The organism is Belnapia sp. (assembly GCF_059504005.1).
This window is the reverse complement of sequence record NZ_JCACHU010000002.1, coordinates 31,436-51,116: the sequence shown is the minus strand read 5'-3', so window position 1 is coordinate 51,116 and position 19,681 is coordinate 31,436. Positions and strand designations below refer to the sequence as shown.

The 19,681-nt window shown below is 65.9% G+C and carries 20 protein-coding genes; 8 read left to right on the top strand and 12 right to left on the bottom strand.

Annotation, left to right across the window (positions count from 1 at the left end):
* Positions 1-134 precede the first annotated feature (134 nt).
* Positions 135-701, top strand: coding sequence for a lipid-binding SYLF domain-containing protein (locus AC5JJ1_RS00470; protein ID WP_495783149.1), 567 nt, complete (start codon positions 135-137; stop codon positions 699-701).
* Between the two features lie 21 nt (positions 702-722).
* Here AC5JJ1_RS00470 and AC5JJ1_RS00465 read toward each other — a convergent pair whose 3' ends face one another.
* The 7 genes from AC5JJ1_RS00465 to AC5JJ1_RS00435 are packed head-to-tail and all read right to left on the bottom strand — an operon-like array spanning position 723 to position 7,810.
* A complete protein-coding gene (locus tag AC5JJ1_RS00465) occupies positions 723-1,931 on the bottom strand; it encodes an ABC transporter substrate-binding protein (RefSeq protein WP_495783148.1) in 1,209 nt (402 codons plus the stop codon).
* 25 nt (positions 1,932-1,956) lie between these two features.
* Entirely contained in the window at positions 1,957-3,165 is a 1,209-nt protein-coding gene (locus AC5JJ1_RS00460; RefSeq protein WP_495783147.1) for an ABC transporter substrate-binding protein, read from the bottom strand.
* A 25-nt stretch (positions 3,166-3,190) separates the two neighbouring features.
* The gene (locus AC5JJ1_RS00455; RefSeq protein ID WP_495783146.1) at positions 3,191-4,402 is read right to left on the bottom strand and encodes an ABC transporter substrate-binding protein; all 1,212 of its coding nucleotides are present in this window, start codon (positions 4,400-4,402) and stop codon (positions 3,191-3,193) included.
* Positions 4,403-4,428: 26 nt separating this feature from the next.
* Positions 4,429-5,454 (bottom strand): branched-chain amino acid ABC transporter permease, encoded by a 1,026-nt coding sequence (locus AC5JJ1_RS00450; protein ID WP_495783145.1) that lies wholly within the window; start codon positions 5,452-5,454, stop codon positions 4,429-4,431.
* A gap of 5 nt (positions 5,455-5,459) precedes the next feature.
* Positions 5,460-6,332: a branched-chain amino acid ABC transporter permease gene (locus AC5JJ1_RS00445; protein ID WP_495783144.1), complete on the bottom strand. Its 873-nt coding sequence runs from the start codon at positions 6,330-6,332 to the stop codon at positions 5,460-5,462.
* Between the two features lie 4 nt (positions 6,333-6,336).
* On the bottom strand, positions 6,337-7,041 hold the full coding sequence (locus AC5JJ1_RS00440) for an ABC transporter ATP-binding protein (RefSeq protein ID WP_495783143.1): 705 nt from the start codon (positions 7,039-7,041) through the stop codon (positions 6,337-6,339).
* Entirely contained in the window at positions 7,031-7,810 is a 780-nt protein-coding gene (locus AC5JJ1_RS00435; RefSeq protein ID WP_495783142.1) for an ABC transporter ATP-binding protein, read from the bottom strand. Before AC5JJ1_RS00435 ends, AC5JJ1_RS00440 begins: the two co-directional genes overlap by 11 nt.
* 235 nt (positions 7,811-8,045) lie before the next feature.
* On the opposite strand from AC5JJ1_RS00435, the gene AC5JJ1_RS00430 reads away from it, so the two are divergent.
* Positions 8,046-8,525, top strand: coding sequence for an MOSC domain-containing protein (locus AC5JJ1_RS00430; RefSeq protein ID WP_495783141.1), 480 nt, complete (start codon positions 8,046-8,048; stop codon positions 8,523-8,525).
* The gene (locus tag AC5JJ1_RS00425) at positions 8,522-9,442 is read left to right on the top strand and encodes a PDR/VanB family oxidoreductase (protein ID WP_495783140.1); all 921 of its coding nucleotides are present in this window, start codon (positions 8,522-8,524) and stop codon (positions 9,440-9,442) included. Before AC5JJ1_RS00430 ends, AC5JJ1_RS00425 begins: the two co-directional genes overlap by 4 nt.
* Positions 9,443-9,517: 75 nt before the next feature.
* On the opposite strand, the gene AC5JJ1_RS00420 is transcribed toward AC5JJ1_RS00425, so the two are convergent.
* The 3 genes from AC5JJ1_RS00420 to AC5JJ1_RS00410 form a co-directional block, all read right to left on the bottom strand.
* Entirely contained in the window at positions 9,518-10,231 is a 714-nt protein-coding gene (locus AC5JJ1_RS00420) for an SH3 domain-containing protein (protein WP_495783139.1), read from the bottom strand.
* 84 nt (positions 10,232-10,315) lie between these two features.
* A complete protein-coding gene (locus AC5JJ1_RS00415) occupies positions 10,316-10,879 on the bottom strand; it encodes a hypothetical protein (protein ID WP_495783138.1) in 564 nt (187 codons plus the stop codon).
* A complete protein-coding gene (locus tag AC5JJ1_RS00410) occupies positions 10,876-12,111 on the bottom strand; it encodes a CaiB/BaiF CoA transferase family protein (RefSeq protein ID WP_495783137.1) in 1,236 nt (411 codons plus the stop codon). Before AC5JJ1_RS00410 ends, AC5JJ1_RS00415 begins: the two co-directional genes overlap by 4 nt.
* Positions 12,112-12,272: 161 nt before the next feature.
* On the opposite strand from AC5JJ1_RS00410, the gene AC5JJ1_RS00405 reads away from it, so the two are divergent.
* Positions 12,273-12,851, top strand: coding sequence for a GNAT family N-acetyltransferase (locus AC5JJ1_RS00405; protein WP_495783136.1), 579 nt, complete (start codon positions 12,273-12,275; stop codon positions 12,849-12,851).
* A gap of 1,466 nt (positions 12,852-14,317) precedes the next feature.
* On the opposite strand, the gene AC5JJ1_RS00400 is transcribed toward AC5JJ1_RS00405, so the two are convergent.
* Positions 14,318-14,584 (bottom strand): hypothetical protein, encoded by a 267-nt coding sequence (locus AC5JJ1_RS00400; RefSeq protein ID WP_495783135.1) that lies wholly within the window; start codon positions 14,582-14,584, stop codon positions 14,318-14,320.
* 207 nt (positions 14,585-14,791) lie between these two features.
* The gene (locus tag AC5JJ1_RS00395; RefSeq protein WP_495783134.1) at positions 14,792-14,998 is read right to left on the bottom strand and encodes a hypothetical protein; all 207 of its coding nucleotides are present in this window, start codon (positions 14,996-14,998) and stop codon (positions 14,792-14,794) included.
* A gap of 125 nt (positions 14,999-15,123) precedes the next feature.
* Between AC5JJ1_RS00395 and AC5JJ1_RS00390 the strand changes: the two genes are divergently transcribed.
* The 4 genes from AC5JJ1_RS00390 to AC5JJ1_RS00375 all read left to right on the top strand — a co-directional run bounded on the left by AC5JJ1_RS00390 (position 15,124) and on the right by AC5JJ1_RS00375 (position 19,665).
* On the top strand, positions 15,124-15,585 hold the full coding sequence (locus AC5JJ1_RS00390) for a hypothetical protein (protein WP_495783133.1): 462 nt from the start codon (positions 15,124-15,126) through the stop codon (positions 15,583-15,585).
* A 519-nt stretch (positions 15,586-16,104) separates the two neighbouring features.
* Positions 16,105-17,622: a DUF5906 domain-containing protein gene (locus tag AC5JJ1_RS00385; protein ID WP_495783132.1), complete on the top strand. Its 1,518-nt coding sequence runs from the start codon at positions 16,105-16,107 to the stop codon at positions 17,620-17,622.
* 716 nt (positions 17,623-18,338) lie between these two features.
* The gene (locus AC5JJ1_RS00380; protein ID WP_495783131.1) at positions 18,339-18,968 is read left to right on the top strand and encodes a recombinase family protein; all 630 of its coding nucleotides are present in this window, start codon (positions 18,339-18,341) and stop codon (positions 18,966-18,968) included.
* 235 nt (positions 18,969-19,203) lie between these two features.
* A complete protein-coding gene (locus AC5JJ1_RS00375) occupies positions 19,204-19,665 on the top strand; it encodes a hypothetical protein (RefSeq protein WP_495783130.1) in 462 nt (153 codons plus the stop codon).
* The last annotated feature ends 16 nt before the right edge of the window (positions 19,666-19,681 follow it).

Below are 19,681 nucleotides of genomic sequence, written 5' to 3'. Positions count from 1 at the left end.
GACATTCTCGACAAGGTCCGTCGAGGGAAACAAGTGTTGGAGTCAGAACACTAGTCCGGGTTTCATTCCGTCACGAAACCCGCCCTCGCCGCCCGGCGTTGCGCCGCAGCAAAACCACGGAGGCCGATGCCGCCATGACCGCTGTATCCCGACGTTCCCTCTCGGCCCTGCTGGCTGGCGCCGCTGCCGGCACCCTCGCCGCCCCGCGCCCCGCCGCAGCCGACACCCGGCGCGAGATCGATGCCGATGTCGCCGCCGCGCTGGTCCGCCTGCGCGCCCTGCCGCAGACCCAGACCTTGTTGCATCAGGCCCATGCCGTGCTGGTCTTCCCGCGCATCATCAGCGGCGGCTTCATCGTCGGCGGGCAGTACGGCGAGGGCGCGGTGGTGCGCGGCGAGCGGACCGAGGGCTACTACTCCATCGCCGGCCTCTCGCTCGGCCTCCTCGCCGGGGCGCAGTCGGCCGGCCTCGCCATGTTCTTCATGACGGAGCAGGCCATCGCCGCCCTGCGCCAGCGCGACGGCTGGGAGGTCGGCACCGGCCCGACCGTGGTGGCGCTGGACCGCGGGCTGCAGGCCAATGCCTCCACCACCACCCTGACCGAGCCGGTCTACGCCATCACCTTCAACCAGGAGGGGCTGATGGCGGCACTCGCCCTGAACGGCACCAAGATCACCCGCATCACGCCGCAGGCCGGGTGATGCGGGCGGAGGTGGCGAAGGCTAGACCTTCGCTCCCTCGATTACGTTGCCGAACCGCTCCCAGGTGCTGCCGCTCCACTTCTGCAGCTGCATGTGCCGGATCGGATGGAAATTGTCCGGCGCGGTGTTCACCAGGACGCCCGGCAGCAGCGTCGGGATCTCGAGATTCTTCAGGCTGGCGGCCTGGCGCATGATGTTCTCGCGCGCGAAATTGCCCTCGCACTGCTTCAGCACCTGCATCAACGTCGTGGCGACGCCGAAGGCGAAGGGGAAGCTGCCATCCTTCATGTCCCCGTCGGGGATGTATTTCTGCATGAAGGCCCGCCACTGGTTCATGCCCGCGTCATTGGCCCAGCCCGGATCCGTCGGGTCCTTGAGATAGGCCGAGGTGATGATGCCGACGCCGCGCTCCGGCCCCGCCGGCTCCATCACCGTGCCGACCGAGATGGAGACGTTGGTGAGGTAGTGCAGCGGCTTCCAGCCGAGATCGGCGACGCGGCGGATGGTCTGGGCCGCGAATTTCGGCGTCGCCGCCGTCAGCAGCACATCCGCGCCGCTGGCCTGCAGCGAGACCACCTGGCTGTCGATGGTCGGGTCCGTCGCCTCGTAGGAGACCGGCTTGACGATGCTGTCGTAGCGGGAGCCGAGGATGTCCTTGACGCCGGTGACGTAGTCCTTGCCGAAATCGTCGTTCTGGTAGAGCAGTGCCAGCTTCGCATCCGGCTTCTGCTCCAGCATGTGCTTCATGTAGATCTGCGCCTCGGTCCGGTAGCTGGGCTGCCAGCCCATCGTCCAGGGCGTCTCCTGGTAGTTCCCCCACTTGTCGGCGCCGGTCGAGAGGAAGAGGTGTGGCACCTTGCGCTGGTTGACGTAGCGCAGGATGGCGCTGTTGCTCGCCGTGCCGAGCGGGTTGAACAGGAAGGCGACCTTGTCCTGCTCGATCAGGCGACGCACCTGCTCCACGGTCTTGGGCGGGCTGTAGCCGTCGTCATAGGTGATGAAGTTGATCTTCCGCCCGGCGATGCCGCCTTGCTCGTTGACCATCCTGAAGAAATGCTGGTGGGAGCGGCCGATGCTGCCATAGGCGCTCGCCGGGCCGCTATAGGGCATGGTGTTGCCGATGCGGATCTCGCTCGCGGTGACGCCGGGCGTCTCCTGCGCGCGGGCGATGGCGGGGGCGGCAAGGCTCGCGGCCCCGGCCGCAAGCAGAAGGCGTCGCGTCGGCATCATGGATCGTCTCTCCCTTGGTGGTCTTCTAGACGGTCGCGCCCTCGATGAGGCCGCCGAAGCGGACCCAGGAGGCGCCATCCCAGCGTTGCAGCTGCATCTTCTGGATCGGCCGGTAGTCCTGCGGCCCCGTCTCCAGCGCGATGCCCGGCAGCAGCACCGGCAGCGCCACGCCCCGCAGGCCGGCCGCCTGGCGCAGGATGTTCTCGCGCGAGAAGTTGCCCTCGCATTGCGCCAGCACCTGCCGCAGCGTGAGGCCGAGCGCGAAGCCGTAGACGACGTTGGAATCGGCCGGGTCCGCCTCCGGCATCCACTGCTTCAGGAAGGCACGGAACTCGCCCATCCCCGGATCGTCCCGCCAGGCGGGATCGCCCTGCTCCTTCAGATAGCCGGAGGTGATGGTGCCGATGCCCTTCTCCGCCCCCGCCGGCTGCATGACGGCGCCGACCGAGAGCGAGACATTGGTGAGATAGCGCAGCGGCTGCCAGCCGATGTCGTGCACCTTGCGGATCGCCTGCGCCGCCGCCTTGGGCCCGAGCGCGATCATCAGCACATCCGCGCCGCTGCTTTGGAGCGAAAGGATCTGGCTGTCCGGCGTCGGGTCGGTGATCTCGAAGGAGGCGGTCTTGACGGTCCGGTCGAAGCGCTCGGCCCCGATCACATCGCGCATGCCGGCGATGTAGTCCTTCCCGAAATCGTCGTTCTGGTAGACGATCGTCAGCTTGAAGTCCCGCCGCTCGGCGAGCAGGTGCTTGGCGTAGATCTGCGCCTCGGTCCGGTAGCTGGGCTGCCAGCCCATGGTCCAGGGGAATTCCTGCCAGTTCCCCCACTTATCCGCACCCGTTGCGACGAAGAGCTGCGGCACCTTGCGCTGGTTGCAATAGCGCTGGATGGCGCTGTTGGTCGGCGTGCCGAGCGGGTTGAACAGGAAGGCGACCTTGTCCTGCTCGATCAGCCGCCGCGCCTGCTCCACCGTCTTCGGCGGGCTGAAGCCGTCGTCATAGCTGAGGTAGTTGATTTTCCGCCCAGCGAAGCTGGTCGTCTCGTTCAGCATGCGGACGAAGGCCTGCTCCGTCCGGCCGATGACGCCATAGGCGCTGTTCGGCCCGCTATAGGGCATGATGTTGCCGATGCGGATCTCGCCGGCGGTGACGCCCACCACCTCCTCGGCCCGGGCAAGGGCGGGCAGGGCGAGGCCCGCTGCCGCCGTCGCCAGGACCTGCCGTCTGCCGCGCATCCGCATCCGCCCCGCTCCCTGCCTGTTACACGTTGGCGCCCTCGATCACCCCGCCGAAGCGCGCCCAGGACTTGCCGTCCCAGCGCTGCAGCTGCATGTGGCGGATCGGGTAGTAGTTGGCTGCGGTCGTCGCCACCTTCACGCCAGGCAGCAGCGTGCCGATCTCGAGCGGCGCGAGGCTCGTCGCCTGCTTCATGACATTCTCGCGCGAGAAGTTGCTGCCGCATTGCTTCAGCACCTGGATCATCGTGCTGCCGGCGCCGTAGCCATAGGTGTAGTTGTTGTCGCCGAGCTCCCCGTCCGGGATGTAGCGCCGCATGAAGTCGCGCCACTCGTTCATGCCCGGATCATCCGCCCAGGCCGGGTCCGACTGGTCCTTCCGGTAGTCGGAGGTGATGAGGCCGATGCCCTTCTCGGGCCCCGCCGGCTGCATGACCACGGCGCCGGAGATCGAGACGTTGCTCATGAACATCAGCGCCGGCTTCCAGCCGATGTCGTAGACCTTGCGGATCGCCTGCGCGGCGAAGCGCGGGATGATGCCGCAGACCAGCGCATCGATGCCCGCGCCCTGGAGGGTGACGATCTGGCTGTCGATCGTCGCATCCGTCGCCTCGTGCGAGGCGAGCTTCACCATGCTGTCGAAGCGGGGCCCCAGCACGTCCCGCACGCCGTTGACATAGTCCTTGCCGAAGTCGTCGTTCTGGTAGAGCACGCCGATCCTCGCCTGTGGCCGCTGCTCGAGGATGTACTTGGTGTAGATCTGCGCCTCGGTCCGGTAGCTGGGCTGCCAGCCGATGGTCCAGGGATATTCCTGCGGCTGCGCCCACTTGTCCGCGCCGGTGGCGAGGAAGAGATGCGGCACCTTCCGCTGGTTGACGTAGCGGTGGATGGCGCTGTTGGTCGGCGTGCCGAGCTGGTTGAAGAGGAAGGCGACCTTGTCCTGTTCCACCAGCCGCCTGGTCTGCTCCAGCGTCCGCGGCGGCGCGTAGCCGTCGTCATAGACGATGAAGTTGATCTGCTTCCCCGCGATGCCGCCCTGGTCGTTCACCCGCTTGAACATCGCCGCAAGGCAGCGCGAGATGACCGAGTAGGAGGAGGCCGGCCCCGACAGCGCATTGGTGCTGCCGATGCGGATCTCGTTTGCCGTCACGCCCGGCGCCTCCTGCGCGGGCGCGAGGTTGGGCAGGGCGAGGGCGGCGATGCCCCCTGTCAGCACGGCACGGCGATGCAGGGTCATGTGTTGCGGTCCCGGTCTTTTGGCCGTCAGCCCCGCCGACGCAGCCGCCCGGCAATGCGCCGCAGCAGCCCGGCGAAACCATCCGGCAGGATGAAGAGGAAGGCGATGAGCAGGATGCCGTAGATCACCCCCGGCGCCGCCTTGGAGATCGCCTCGGCGATGTTCGGCACGAAGAGCACGAAGAGCCCGCCGAAGAGCGAGCCGAGGATGGAGGCGACGCCGCCCACCACCATGCCGACGAAGAGGGTGATGGAGACCATCAGGCTGAAGCTGTCGGGGGCCACGAACTCCACGGCGACCGCCGAGAGCGATCCCGCGATGCCCGTCACCATGGCGCTGACGGCGAAGGCCCGCGTCTTCAGCGTCGCCGTGTCCATCCCCATCGCCTCGGCGGCCGTCGGGTGGTCGCGCGTCGCCATCAGCGCCCGGCCGATGCGGCCGCGGATGAGGTTCCAGCAGAGCAGGAAGCACACGGCCGAGACGCCGACCGCGACGAAATACATCCACTGGTCGGCCGTCAGCGTCACCGGCAGCCAGCCCGGCGCATCCGGCTTCACCAGGAACAGGCCCTGCACGCCCCCCGTCCAGTCCTCGATCGACTTGTGCTTGAGGATCTGCGGCACGGCGACGGCGAGCGAGAAGGTCGTCAGCGCCAGGTAGAGCCCGCCGAGCCTGAGCGCCGGAAAGCCGATTCCGTAGCCGACGAGCCCGCAGACCGCGGCGGAGAACGGCAAAGTCGCCCAGAAGGACCAGTCGAGATGCGACATCAGGATCGCCGTCGCATAGGCGCCGAGGGCGAAGAAGGCGCCGTGGCCGAGCGAGATCTGCCCGTTGAAGCCGGTCACCATGTTCAGCCCGAGCACCGCCAGGCCCATGATCACCGCCATGGTCAGCTGGAAAAGCGGGAAGCTCTCCAGCACGAAGGCCGGCGCAATGGCGACCACGAGCCCGCCCGCCACCACCAGCGCCAGCTGCCACCCGGCCAGTCCGCGTTGGACCGGCACCGCCTGCGGAATGGTCCCGGGGATCGCCACATCCTCGCTTGCACTCATGGCCCTTACACCCTGCTGGTGACGACGCGACCGAGCAGGCCGGAGGGCCGCACGACCAGCACGCCGATGATGATGGCCAAGGCGACGGTCAGCTTCAGCTCGGTGCCGACCACATAGGCCCCGGCCAGGTTCTCCAGCACGCCGACCGCAAAGCCGCCGATGACGGCGCCGAGCGGGTTGTCGATCCCGCCGATCAGGGCGCCGGCGAAGGCATAGAGCAGGATGCCGGTCATCATGGTCGGGTCGAGGAAGACGACGGGCGCCACCATCATCCCCGCCACGGCCCCGATCGCCGCCGCCAGCCCCCAGCCCAGCGCCAGCATCCAGCCGACGCGGATGCCGACCAGCCGCGCCGAGCGCGGGTTGTAGGCCGCCGCCCGCATCGCAAGGCCGAGCGAGGTGTAGCGGAAGAAGAGAAAGACGAGGATCAGCACCACCAGCGTCACCGCCGTGCTGCCCAGCTCATGCGCCGAGATGAGGCCCCCCATCAGCGGCCCGCTGCTGGTGAAGGGGCTCGGGAACACCTTCGTCGTGTAGCCGAAGATCCACCCCGTCATGTTGCCGACAATGAGCAGCAGCCCGATGAAGACGCCGACATGCGTCAGCACCGGCGCGTTCTGCACCGGCCGCATCAGCAGCCGCTCCACCAGGACGCCGATGACGAAGGAGACCAGCACCGTGGCGGCGAAGGCGACCCAGTAGGGAAAGCCCGCCTCGACCATCGACCATGCGATGAAGGTGGAGAGCGTCGCCATCTCGCCCTGCGCGAAGTTCACATGGTGCGTGGCCTGGTAGATCATCACCAGCGCCAGCGCGACCGAGGCATAGATGCCCCCGGTGGCGATGCCGGCGATGATCTGGTGGGCGAAGCCGTCCATGCTCTCAATACCCCAGATAGGACCGGCGCACGGCCTCGTCCTCGCGGATCTCGGCGGCGGGGCCGGAGACGACGATGCGCCCCGTCTCCAGCAGATAGGCCCGGTCGGCGAGCTCCAGCGCCAGGTTGGCATTCTGCTCGACCAGCAGGATGCCGACGCCGCTCTCCTCGCGGATGCGCCGCATGATGCCGAAGATCTCCTGCACGATCAGCGGCGCGAGGCCGAAGCTCGGCTCGTCGAGCAGCAGCAGCCGCGGCCGCAGCAGCAGCGCGCGGGCGATCGCCAGCATCTGCTGCTCGCCGCCCGAGAGCGTGCCCGCCTGCTGCCGCCAGCGCTGCTTGAGGCGCGGGAACCACTCGAACATCCGCTCGAAGTCGGCCCGCACCTCGCCGTCGCGCCGGACATAGGCGCCGAGGCGGAAGTTTTCCTCGACCGAAAGCTCCATGAAGGTGCCGCGCCCGTCCGGCACATGGGCGAGGCCGCGCCGCGCGATGTCCTCCGTCGCCCGGCCGGTGACGCGCTCGCCGAGGAAGGTGATGTCGCCCTCAGTCCTTACCATGCCGCAGATGGCGCGCAGCGTCGTCGTCTTGCCCGCGCCATTGGCGCCGAGCAGCGCCGTCACGCCGCCATCCTCCACGACGAAGTCGAGCCCATGCAGCACATGCGTCTGCCCGTAGCCCGCCTGCAGGCCCTTGACCTCAAGCAGCATGCGCGGCGGCCTCCGCCCCAAGATAGGCGCGGATCACCTCGGGGTCGTTGCGCACCTCATCCGGCGTCCCATCCGCGATCTTCTTGCCGAAATCGAGCGCCACGACCTTGTCGGAGACGCGCATGACGAGGTTCATGTGGTGCTCGACGAGCAGGATGCTGAGCTCGAAATTCCGCTTGATGTCGCGCAGCAGCTGGGCGAGCCCGTCCACCTCGCCATGGTTCAGCCCGCCGGCCGGCTCGTCGAGCAGCAGCAGCTTCGGCTTGCCGATCAGGGCGCGAGCCATCTCCACGCGCTTCTGCGTGCCGAAGGGCAGCGCCGCTACCGGCACGTCGGCCACCGTCTCGAGGTCGAGCAGGGCGAGCAGCGAGCGCGCATGCTCCGCCGCCGCCGCTTCCTCGCGCCGGGCCGAGGGCAGGCGCAGCGCATTGGCGAGGAAGCCGGCATGCCCCTCGGCATGGGCGCCCGCCAGCACGTTCTCCCGCACCGTCATGCTGCGGAACAATGCCAGGTTCTGGAAGGTCCGCCCGAGGCCGAGCGGCGCCATGCGGTGCCGCGGCAGCCCCGTCGCCATCTGCCCGGCGAAGCGCACCTGCCCCTCGGTTGGCTTGTAGATGCCGCTGATGACGTTGAAGAGCGTGGTCTTGCCCGCCCCGTTCGGCCCGATCAGCCCGCAGATCTGCCGCTCCTCCACATCGAAGGAGACGCCGGCCACCGCGGTGACGCCGCCGAAGCGCACCACCACGTCCCGCACCTCGAGCAAGGCCATCCCGTCAGCCACCCCGATCCGGGGAGGGCCGCCCATGGAACAGCGACGGACCTTGACGGTCTGCCATCGAAGCCTCCCCTCCTGCCCGTTCCGGGTCCTGCGCCTTCGTTTCCTAGACGTGCGGCATTTGAGCGGCCATTGCCGCCATCGCGCAAGCCACAAAAGGTAGCGAAGGTGCGTGGCTTGAAGCCTTTGCCGCAACAGGGGCACCATATTGTCGAATGCGGAGCATCCCATGTCCACCAGCTGGAACGGCCTCGTCGCCCATCTCCACATCACCGCGCGGGCCTTCCTGCCCATGCGCGCCATGGAGGCGATAGACCTCGTCGCCGGCGAGGGCATCCTCGGCGACCGCTACCGCATCGGGGTGGAGGAGGGCTTCTACTCGCCGAAGCCGGAGCCCGGACGCCAGATCACCCTGTTCGAGGAGGAGGCGCTGGAGGCCATCCGCCGCGACCACGGCATCGAGCTGCTGCCGGAGGAGCATCGCCGCAACGTGACGACGCGCGGCGTGCCGCTGACCCATCTGGTCGGCCGCCGCTTCCGCCTCGGCGAATGCCTGCTGGAGGCGACGCGCCTCTCCATTCCCTGCCGCCACATCGAGGAGATCCTGGAGAAACCGGTCTTCGACCCGATGATCAATCGCTCCGGCCTCAACTGCCGCATCCTGGAAGGCGGCACCGTCCGCCTCGGCGACCCGATCCGCCCTGCATGAGACATATCCGCCTGGCCCTCCGCGCCGCCGAGCCGGCCGGGCCCGGCATCCGGCTGCTGACGCTGATGGACCCAGACGGCTGGCCCCTGCCGCGCTGGCGCCCCGGCGCGCATGTCGACCTGCATCTGCCGGGCGGCCTGACCCGCGCCTATTCCCTTTGCGGCGACCCGGCCGAGGCCGATCGCTGGCGCATCGCGGTGAAGCGCGAGCCCGAAGGCCGCGGCGGCTCCGCCTGGCTGCATGACGGGCTGGCGGTCGGCGAGGAGCTTCCCGCCTCCCTCCCCCGCTGCACCTTCCCGCTGGCCGAAGGCGCCCGGCGTCACCTCTTCCTCGCCGGCGGCATCGGCGTCACGCCCTTCCTGGCGATGGCGGCCGCCCTAGGCCGGAGCGGCGGCGACTACCGTCTCCACCTCCTCCACCGCGGCGCGCCGCCGCTGCCTGCCCAACTCGCCGCCCTCGGGGACCGCGTCACCCTGCACGACACGGGCGCCGGCCGCCCGGACCTCGCCCCGCTGCTCGGCCCGCCCGAGCCGGGCACGGAGGCCTATTGCTGCGGCCCGCCCGGGCTGATCGAGGCCTTCCTCGCCACCTGGCCCGCAGCCCAGGCACGCGTCGAGCATTTCACCCCGCCTCCGCTGCCGCCCCTGCCGGAGGTCCGTCCCTTCACCCTGGTCCTGGCGAAATCCGGCCGCAGCCTCGACCTCGCAGCCGGCGCGCCCCTGTTGCCGGCGCTCCATGCCCTGGGCGCCGCGGTCGAATCGAGCTGCGAGGGCGGCATCTGCGGCGCCTGCCGGGTGCGCTGGCTGGAAGGCCCGCCGCTGCACCGCGACCGCGTCCTCCGGCCCCAGGAGCGCGAGACGCATTTGATGGCCTGCGTCGCCGGCTGTGCCGGCCCCCGCCTGATCCTCGATCTCTAGATCGGCTTCCGTTCGCCCTGGCTTGGCGTCCGATCGAGCGGAATGCCCCGATCAACTGGTCCCGCCTGACCGGAGCTAGTTCGCCCCGGCCAGCAGGCTGGAATGCACCCAGCCCTGCGGCGCCGCATCTCCCACCTGCACCCAGCCGCCGGGCGCCCGGCCGAAGACGCGCAGCGCCGAGCCCTGCGACACCACCCCGAGCACCTCGGAGCCGCCGACCGGCGCCGCGCGCAGATTGGCATTGCTCCGAACCTGCACCGCCCCGCTCGATGCCTGGATGCCCGGCCCGCTGCCCTGGGCCGCGGCCACCGGTTGGGCCGGCACCGGCGCCGGCGGCGCCGCGTCGGGCGAGGGCGCCGGGCCGGTCGCCCGCGCCACCAGCGCCCCGCCCTGGCGGCAGAAGCGCTCCGCCGCCCCGTTCATCGGCGGGAGGCCGGGCCCCTGCTCCAGCACCGTCGTGTAGGCGAAGCCCCGCCCGTCCCGCTCCTGCGGCACGGAGCCGTCCCGCGGCAGCAGCACGCGCAGGATGAAGTCCACCCCGCCCACCTTGCCGCAGACGGCCCGCTCATCCTCCGGACCGAAGCGCACCACGCTCATATCGGAGAAGCGGAGGTTCGGCGGGTTGCGCAGCCGCCGGCGGAGCGAGTCCTCCGCCACCTGGCTCAGCACCTGCTCCGGCGAGGCGGCCGCGACCTGCGGCACCCGGGCGCCCGGCGCCACCGCCAGCACGGCGAAGCCGATGCCCGTTGCCATGACCACGGCCGTCACCACGCCCAATGCCCGCCACATGCCCTGCCTCATCCCCGAACCGGCAGCGCCGAGCCGCCGTCTGGATAAGCCGGCAAACCGATCATGGTTGCAGAGCCGGAAGCCTTACCAAAGGTCCTCCCGCGCCGCCGCCGCCACGCGGTGGAAACCGCCCAGCGCATCGAAGCAGTGCTGGGCCACCGCCTCCGCCGGGTCGCTCAGCCGCGCCAGCACCAGGTAGAGCCGCCCCCGCCCGGCATTTCCCTGCGAGGCCGGGTAGCTCAGCTCCGCGCTCTGCGGCGCGCCGTACTGCGCGAGGTTCTCCTCCTTCAGCGGCTTGCTGCCGATGCGCTTGGAATCGTACCACTGCCGCAGCGCATAGACCGCCCCATCCGCCAGGTCCCGCCCGAAGGCGCCCGGCGAGCCGCGGTCGAGCGGCGTGTAGGAGGCCGAGACGTCGTTGAGCCGGATGACGATGTCGAGCCCCGCAGGCGCCCCTGCCGGCCGCAGGTTCGCCCGCCATTCATAGGCGCCCTTCACCGGCTCCCCGGCCTCCTTGAAGCTGTTGCGGGCGCCCTTGAAGCGCTCGTCGCCGGCCAGAGCGCGGCGCCAGGTGTCGAACAGCGCCTGCACCTCGGCCCGGTTCTCGATCGCTTGCAGCCGCAGCAGCGGGGGGGTCGTGTCGCTCATGTCCGGCGTGCATCCACCAATACGCCGGAGGCGCGCAGCGCCGCCAGCTCGGCCTCGGAGAAACCACGGGCCGAGAGCACGCTGTCCGTATGCTCGGCATAGCGCGGCGGCGCCGCCCGTGTGCCGCCCGGGGTGCGGGAGAGCTTGATCGGCGTCCCCAGCCCCCGGTAGCCGCCGAGCTCCGTCACCATCTCGCGGTGCGCCGTATGCGCCGCCGCCATCGCCTCGTCCACATGCAGCACCGGCCCGGCCGGCAGCCCGGCGGCCAGCATGCGCTGCGTCAGCTCATGCCCGTCCTCGCCGGCGAAGCGCTCCTCGAGCACCGCGGTCAGCGCCTCCCGGTTCACGACGCGGGCGCCGTTGGTGGCGAAGCGCGGATCGCGCGCCAGCTCCGGGAGGCCGAGGAAGTCGCAGAATTTGCGGAAGGCCGGGTCGTTGCCGGCCGCGATGAAGATCTCGCAGGTCCGCGTGCGGAACTTCGAGTAGGGGGCGAGGTTCGGGTGCGGATTGCCGGTCGCCCGCGGCCGCTTGCCGTTGAGGAAGAAGTTCGCCGCATGCGGATGCAGCAGCGCCATGCCGCAGTCATGCAGGGTCATGTCGACATATTGCCCGAGCCCGCTCCGTGCCCGCTCCTGCAGCGCCATCAGGATGCCGATGGCGCTGAACAGGCCGGTGCCGATGTCGACGATCGGCGTCCCCAGCCGCGTCGGGCCGCTGTCCTCCGTGCCATTGATCGACATCAGCCCGGTCATCGCCTGCAGCACGGCGTCATAGCCCGGGAAGCCGCCGAGCGGCCCCTCGGCCCCGAAGCCGGAGACGCGGCAATGCACTAGGCGGGGGAAGCGCTGCCGCAGCACCGCCTCGTAGCCGAGGCCCCATTTCTCCATGCTGCCCGGCTTGAAATTCTCGACCAGCACATCGGCGCCCTCCAGCAGGCGCAGCAGCACCTCGCGCCCCGCGGGCTTCGACAGGTCGAGGCCGACCGAGCGCTTGTTGCGGTTGACGCCGACGAAGTAGCTGGCATCCCCCGCCTCGTTGAAGGGCGGGCCCCAGTCGCGCACCTCGTCGCCCTGCGGCGGCTCCAGCTTGATCACCTCGGCGCCATGGTCGGAGAGCACCATGGTGCAGTAGGGCCCGCCGAGCACCCGCGTCAGGTCGATCACCCGGAGCCCGGCCAGGGCCCCCTCGGATCGGGCGAGGCCCAGCCCCGCCGGCGGTGCGGCTTCCGTCATCGCAGCTTCATCCTCGCGTCTCGCTTCCGGAAGCGTCTCCCCCGGGGGCGGCCCGGCGTCAACGCCTGCTCTCCCCCCTCTGTAGACCGAACCCGGTCGTTGCGCGAATTGGCCGACGCCGGGGGCTTGCCGAACCGACGGCGCCGGGCGATGCCAGCATCATGCCCGCGCCCCTGACCTTCGAAGGTCCGCGCCTCCGCCTCCGCCCCTGGCGGATGGAGGATCGCGCGCCGCTCGCCGCCCTCCATGCCGACCAGGCGGTGATGCGCCACTTCCCCGCGCCGATGAGCCGGGCCGAGAGCGATGCCTGGCTGGATCAGGTCGAGGCGCACTTCGCCGAGCATGGCTGGGGCGTCTGGGTGGTGGAGCGCAAGGCGCAACCCGGGCTGATCGGCGCCGTCGGCCTTGCGACCATCCCCTGGCATGCGGATTTCACCCCCGGCGTCGAGATCGCCTGGCGTATCGCCGGCGCGCACCAGCGCCAAGGCTATGCCGAGGAGGCGGCGCGCCTCTCGCTCGCCGCCGGCTTCGGCCGCATCGGCCTCGGCGAGGTCCTCGCCTTCACCGTGCCGGGCAACGCGCCCTCCTGGCTGCTGATGGCGAAGCTCGGCATGCGCCCGACCGGCACCTTCGAGCATCCCCGACTGCCTGACGACCACAGGCTGCGCCTGCATCTGCTGTACAGGATGACCCGACAGGCCTGGACGAGCGCGGCAAGGCCGGAACGGCTGACGGGATGAGGAAAGTGGCGGACCCGATACGATTCGAACGTACGACCTTTGCCTTCGGAGGGCGGAACGTTACTTGTTTCTACTTCCTCAGTATTCAGGCACAGCATCTATGATCGAAATAACCATATAGCATCTACTAATTCTTTTATTTAGTATTTACTCAAAATAGAGAGGCTTGGTGGGGCAATTCCGCGAGGTCTCGCAGTTTTGAAAAACCAACATTTTCAGGAGATTAGCCGCCTCCCATCGGTGTTCGCGTCCAGTGGTTAGAAGAAGTATTAACGCAGGATTAGGGGAGTTTGGTGGTACTCAGCCCTCGATCACAGCCCTTGCCTTGGACGGATAGGCTCCGCGCTGCAGGTGCCTCTCATACACCTCATGGTAGTGCCATGCCCCGGCTAAGCGTGCCCATCAGCACGACCCGGACTTGCCCCAACGGGTGCCAGCGCACTTGGGCCGGGCACCGGAATATGGGTGGTTGCGCAGCGCATCCGCCCCTTCTGCATGGAAGCGGACGACTCGGTCGTGCAGCGTCTGCCGGTCCATGCCAGACGACCGAGCCGCCCACCCGCGGTCACACTCGCATGACTAAGAATATGGCGTTGGAACGAAACACAGGTTTAGGCTTACCGTTCTACGAGGAGGCGGCTGTCATGAAGCAGCTTCAAGGGTTGATCGCGGTATCAGCCTGCGCATTCGTCGCCGTGACGTTGTCCAGCTGGGCGCAGGCCCAAGACGCTGACACGATGCAGCGGATTGAGAGAGCTATCTCTGTGATGAAGCAGACCTGCGGCATCACACACGAGCGTCAGGAGTATCGCGCTCAACTAGACCTGAAAGCTGCTCTAAAGAACCTCCTCGGAATGAGAGCAGGAGCAGTGGCAGGTTACACACGTGCCGAAACGGAAGGGATAGTTTCTACCCTTGAGAGAGAGGTTTCTAAAGAAGGGGCGCTCCTGTCTCAGAGGCAGTTGGACTGCATGGCTCCTTGGGGCGCAGAGTTCAGAAACATCCTCTTCCCACGGCAGGCTGCTCCTCCCTCACCACAGGCTTACAACCCGCGTCCGCCGCAGCCGCCGCCTGTCCACCCAGCCCCCATCGCTCCATCGATTGCACCGGGCCAGTGGTTCGACTACCAAGGCCGACCGATCCAGACGCCCAATCCCTGCGTCAGGGGCGGCTATCATCATATGTATTGCTAACTGCCCGTTCGCGAAGCGGTGAAGGCAGCAGCCGAGGCGATGGCGCTTGTCAAGCGGGCGCTTCTTCCCTCCGGTCCAGCATTGCCAAAAGTACTTTAAACCGCAGCGACGCAGCGCCGGTGTAGGTCGCGGGCGAATACTGGTCCCTTATAGAGAAGAAACCAGCTCATGGCCCTTCGCTCGGTGGGTGACCTTCGACCAGCCCTCTGGCAAGGCGTCGGATCAAATGGTCCCTTGGAGAGAAGAACCCTGTGGGCGGTCCTGTCGAGCCTCCTATGCCCGGCGAGCCGACATCAAAGCAGCCCTCCGGCAGGCACTCGGAATACTGGTCCCTAGTAGAGAAGAGGCTCGGAGGCGTTTCCGTTCAGCCTTCCTCGCCCGCCTAGCTGAGGCGCGCTCGGCCTTCGCCGCCTCGGCCTTGAGCTTCATCTCGTCGGCCAGCGTGAAGGCGAGACCGGCGAGGATGACGCCAATGGCTTGAAGCTGCCGCTGGGCGAGGTTCAAGTCTTCGGCCGTTTGGGCGATGTCGTCAGGCGTCACCAGCGTACCTCGCCAATGCAGCGAGGGGAGCGCTTAGGGGCCTTATACGCGGCCCATGAAGGCAGCGGGGTCACTGCGGGCCCTGGGGGGTCGGGTTCAGGGGTCTCTGGCACCACGGGCGCGGCTGGCGAGGCCTGCGGCGGCACCTCTGGTTCTGCGGGGCGCCTGGATCGGGGGCCGCGGGTGCCATCGCTTGGCAGCTCGAAGTCACCCCGCATGGGAAGGTGTCTCTGCCTGCGGTGCGGTCTCAACCGGTGCCGGTGTCTCGACGCGACGAACGATGGTTTCCCACAAGACAGACCCGTCTTCGAGGCGGTGTTGCACGGTGGCGATTTCCAGTTCCGGCCCGTCATACGCGTAGCCCCGTATAACCGAACCGTCCGGCATGACGTAGCGGGTTGCTTCAACGGTCATTGAAGTGCGCTCCTGATTGCCTTGGTCCCCGCAGCAACCGCGCGCGTGACACTTTTGGGCGCGTCAGGATTCAGGCAGGACGCTGCGGCGTTAAGATAACTCGCCAGCGAGCGAAGAGCATTAAGATGCTCGGGACCGCCGGTTGCCTCTCGATGTGTCTGGCGAGTCCGATTGCGCAGGGCGATTTCACGGGCACGAAGCTTCATCACGCGATCTACCAGCGCGGCGAACGCGCCGTCGATGTCGTCCGCGTCGGATGCCATAGAGGCAAGTTCAACTTCGGCTTCGAGGCGGGCTTTGTCCTTGGCTTCGGCTTTTTCAACGCGGAGGGCGGCGGCGAGACAAGTCCGGGCTTCCTCAACGAGTGCGAGTGCGTGGGTGTATGTGGCGCTTGCCGCGGCGAGGACGACTTCAGCATGCTCGGCGGCAGTGTGATCGCCGTGCAGGACAGCGGCTTTGATCGCCTTGGCATGAGCAACGCGAGCATCGCTGAAGGCAACGGCGGACCGCTCGGCAGAAAGCTCCAGATCGGCAAGTCGGCTACGAAGAGTTTCAGAAGAATGGTTGTGCATAATCTCTATTTATAAGTTGCAAGATGAAGTAAGACCGCGATATAATATGCACGGCTGTACTAAGAAACTACTGTTCGACAGCAGTAAGATAGGCAAACTGGAGGGCGCGCGGGTAACTGCGCGCTCTCTTTTTTTGGCCTATCAGGGTACTCGGAGAGCGGGATTCGAAAGATCAGCTACCGAGATGTACCGGCGTCCGCGAAGGCGGAAAGTGGGGACCTGCTCGCGGCGAATCCGCCGCCAAATGGTCCAATACCCAATTCCGGTTTTGATGGCTGCGGCGCTGATGCAAATGAGATCGCCAGACGCGATGGATTTGTAAAGGTCGAATGATGGTTCTGTATTGTTCATGAGATTGCTCCAGTAAGCACTATTATACTTGAATCACCTCTGCAATAGCAAGTGATTGCACACCAACAACAATAAATGTATAATAGTGGCGTTTGCTGGAGTTTGCACGCAAACCTTACAGGTCAGCATCTGACCTTTTTAGGCAGGGTGCCTATCCTGCTGATTTCTTAGTTAGAGTTGAACATGAATCATAAACCTAAAACATCGCCCGCTGTCGAAGGCGATAGCACGTCCGCCACTCAAGTGGACTATGTCTCTTACCAGTACTGGTACGAAGCCCCGGATGACGTCAAGCGTCGGTGGGCTTACGAGTTCGCTGAATCAAAGCTCGGCTGCCCATTCGATAGCAGTGGCGGACATCACTTCCTCAGTCAGGTAGTGCAGGCGCTCATTTACCACACCGACCGCTACGCGCTTGCCTTAGTCGGAGGGAAACACCGCGTCATCGATCTTCATGCTGCGAAGTTTGAGACGATGCCTTTGGACACGTACAAGGCGATGACGCTGAATCGTCGATACCCAGTTTACAATAAGGCGTTCGAGAAGACCCAGCGCGAACTGACGTTGGCCGATCTTTGGTGCATGTTTCCGAAGCGCCAGAATTTCTCAGAGGGCGTCACCTTTGCGCCGCCGACTGAGGGTCATACGCCGTATATTCGAGCGGCTATTCAGTACAACATCTTCAATGGATTTCGCTTTAAGACCGACAACCTCGGTGGTTATCCGATGTTCCGCGAACACCTCTTTGACATCGTCTGCCAGCGGGACGAAGAGCGGTTCAACTTCGTCATGATGTGGTTCGCGGACATTCTGCGGAATCCAGGCAGGAAGACCGGAAGCGCGATGATTTTCCGTGGTGAGGAAGGCGTCGGGAAGAGCTTGGTGGGCGAGGAGTTCGCCAAGCTCCTCGGTGATCGATATGCCATCGTCGCAAGCACGGAGCGGCACGTTCTTGGCAACTTCAACTCGCACCTGAGCTACGCGCTGTTCTGTCAGGTTGAGGAAGCGCTGTTCGCCGGCTCGAATCGCTTTGGGACGCTGAAGCAGCTCGTCACGGGCGACCGGATGCCGGTGGAGCTGAAGGGCGTCGATCTCTTCATGATGCCGAACTTCACGCGCTTCCTGATGTGCTCGAACGAATCTTGGGTTGTGCCTGCTGGAGCTGATGCCAGGCGGTGGTTCGTCACCGATGTCGGCTCCGACAAGAAGGGCGATCGAGCTTACTTTGATGCCATGATCGCGGAGATGAACTACGGAGGGCGCGAGGCGTGGGCGAGGGAGTTGATGGAGTGGCCCATCGATGACGGCGTGCTGCGTAATCCGCCCGACACCTGGGAGATGAGCAAGCAGCGCCTCCAATCCTTCAGCGCGCCTGAACAGTTCTTCATTGATTTGCTTGCTGAGGGTAGCCGTGATCTGTTTCCGGCAAGCGATGAAGACGAAGACTTACGGCTTCCTGTGGCATCCGAGTTCAAGGAGAAGCTGTTTCGGCGGTATGGGGACTACATCAAGGAACGCGGGGCGCGGTACGACCTGACGCGGCCGAAGTTCCAGGCGGCGATGGACAAGGTGCTTGGACTGTATCCGAAGCAGAAGAAGATCAAGGGCGAGAACCAGCGGCGGTACGATGTCCCCCCACTGGCCAAGCTGCGGGAGCAGGTTGCAGAACGCTTGAAGATCGATGTGGATGATTTGACTTAACTGGAGAAGGGAGAGGCGAAAGTCTCTCCCTTCTTCGCTTCGAAGTCTGAATCCAGGCGGTGATGTTACCTGATACCTCTCCTGTTACCAAAAAACCTAGGCAAGTCCTGGGTTGTAGCAAAGGTAACGCGGTAACAAGGGTTGTGCGCATTTGCCAGGGGAGAGGAGTTTGGGGGAAGCGTTGATGCTTACGGACGAATGCGAGAGTAGGAGATGGCTGGTTCTATCTATCTACTAATTTTAGTTGTTACCTTGTTACGTTGTTACCGTCCTACTGTTTTCTAGGTTTTTTGGTAACAGGTCGGTATCAAGGTAACAGAAGCATCCTCGCTCGCTCGTCAGCATCCCTCACCCAACTGTACCAAACGCCCGCCATATCACCTGTCGCCAGATCGCCGGCAATTATACCCCTGCCTTTGGGTCCCCTTTGCCGTCCCGCAATGCCCATCGGTCTTCCGCGTTGGTCCAGCGTTTCTGAGCTATGCCGCCGCAGGGCGAAAGCGTTGCCGGTTTCAGAGCCAACGCATTGGGAAGTGAGGTCTGATGCGGGTTTGGCGCGGCCAACGTTGGCATGCGGCTGTATGTGGCGTTGGGTATTGGTTCAGTTTGGTATGCCCCTGCTGAACCAGTTTGTTGTTGGTCTGAGAGTTACCTATTGACCAACCAAAACAGACCGGCGATAAGGAGACCACTCAAAACAGACCAAGGCTCTCCCGATGCTCGCCCGCACGTATTTACGCGCCTCTGATGCCTCTCAGGACGCCACGCGCGCCCGCGCAGCCGTCGAAGCCTTCGCCGCTGAACGAGGGTTGCGGATCGCCGCCACCTACATCGAAAACGAGAGTGGCGCGAAACTCGAACGCCCTGAACTGTGGCGGCTGCTTAAGGACAGCCAGCCTGGCGATATCCTGCTTTGCGAGCAGGTTGACCGCTTGAGCCGTTTGACAGAAGCAGATTGGCGCCGCCTCCGAACTGAGATCGAAGCGCGTCAGGTTCGGGTTGTCGCGCTGGACCTTCCGACCTCATGGATGCTTGCCGTACCCGGTGACGAGTTCACGGGCAGGATGTTCGCCGCCATGAACTCGATGCTGCTCGACGTGCTTGCCGCTGTAGCTCGCAAGGACTACTCGGACCGCCGCCGCAGGCAGGCCGAAGGTCAGGCTAAGGCGAAAGCCGAAGGCCGCTACACCGGGCGCCAGGAGGACAAGGCGCGTAACACAGCTATCGCTACCATGCTGGCCAAGGGCATGTCTTGGACGCAGGTCCAGGCGGCGACGGCTTGCAGCCGTGCGACTGTGGCGAAGGTCGCCGCACGTATCCGGGTGGAAGCGAGTGGCGCAGCATAGCGCACAACATTACCTCCCGCGGCCGGGATCGCGTGCGAGGCCGAATACTGGTCCCTTATAGAGAAGGAAGCACGAAAGCTCGCCGAGCACGGCCGGTCACTGAAGCGGGCAAGACGGGGGCATAAGCATATTATTGAGATGAGGAGGAGGGACGGTTCGCACATGCGGGCCGTCCTTTTTGGTTCGCTTTGAAGCTGCGGCGACCACTCTTGTTCACCTCATATAGGATTCAACCATGCTTAACGCATCCACCTACTTCCATGCTGACACCACCGGCGCCACCAGCAACGTCGTCAATGTTACCCGTACGAGGCCCTCCTCCGATGATGCCGCCACTATCGTCGAGTGCGTCGAAATCGAAGTGTACCTTCCGCCGCGCGAGCCGAATCGGTATTCCCGTGCCGCGGGGCGCATGTGGCAGGAGAAGCGCGCCCGCGCAGCGGAGGAGCGTCGTCATTGGCGGATCGTTGGGGAGTTCCTTCTTAGTGCCAGCTACGCGTGCTTCAACAAGCGGGAGTATAATTCATGGCTTCGAGGCAGCGACTTCAGTGGGATGCCTGAGAATCAGCGGGAGGATGCCATGTGGCTCGCCACCCACTGGGACGTAGTGGCAAAGCAGTTCTTCCGTCACGCCTTCGCAGGCGCCGGCTCTGCTACCGAGGTCCGGCGTATCTGGGCAACCCTGCAGGCAGGTTAAAGTACTTTACCGAGCC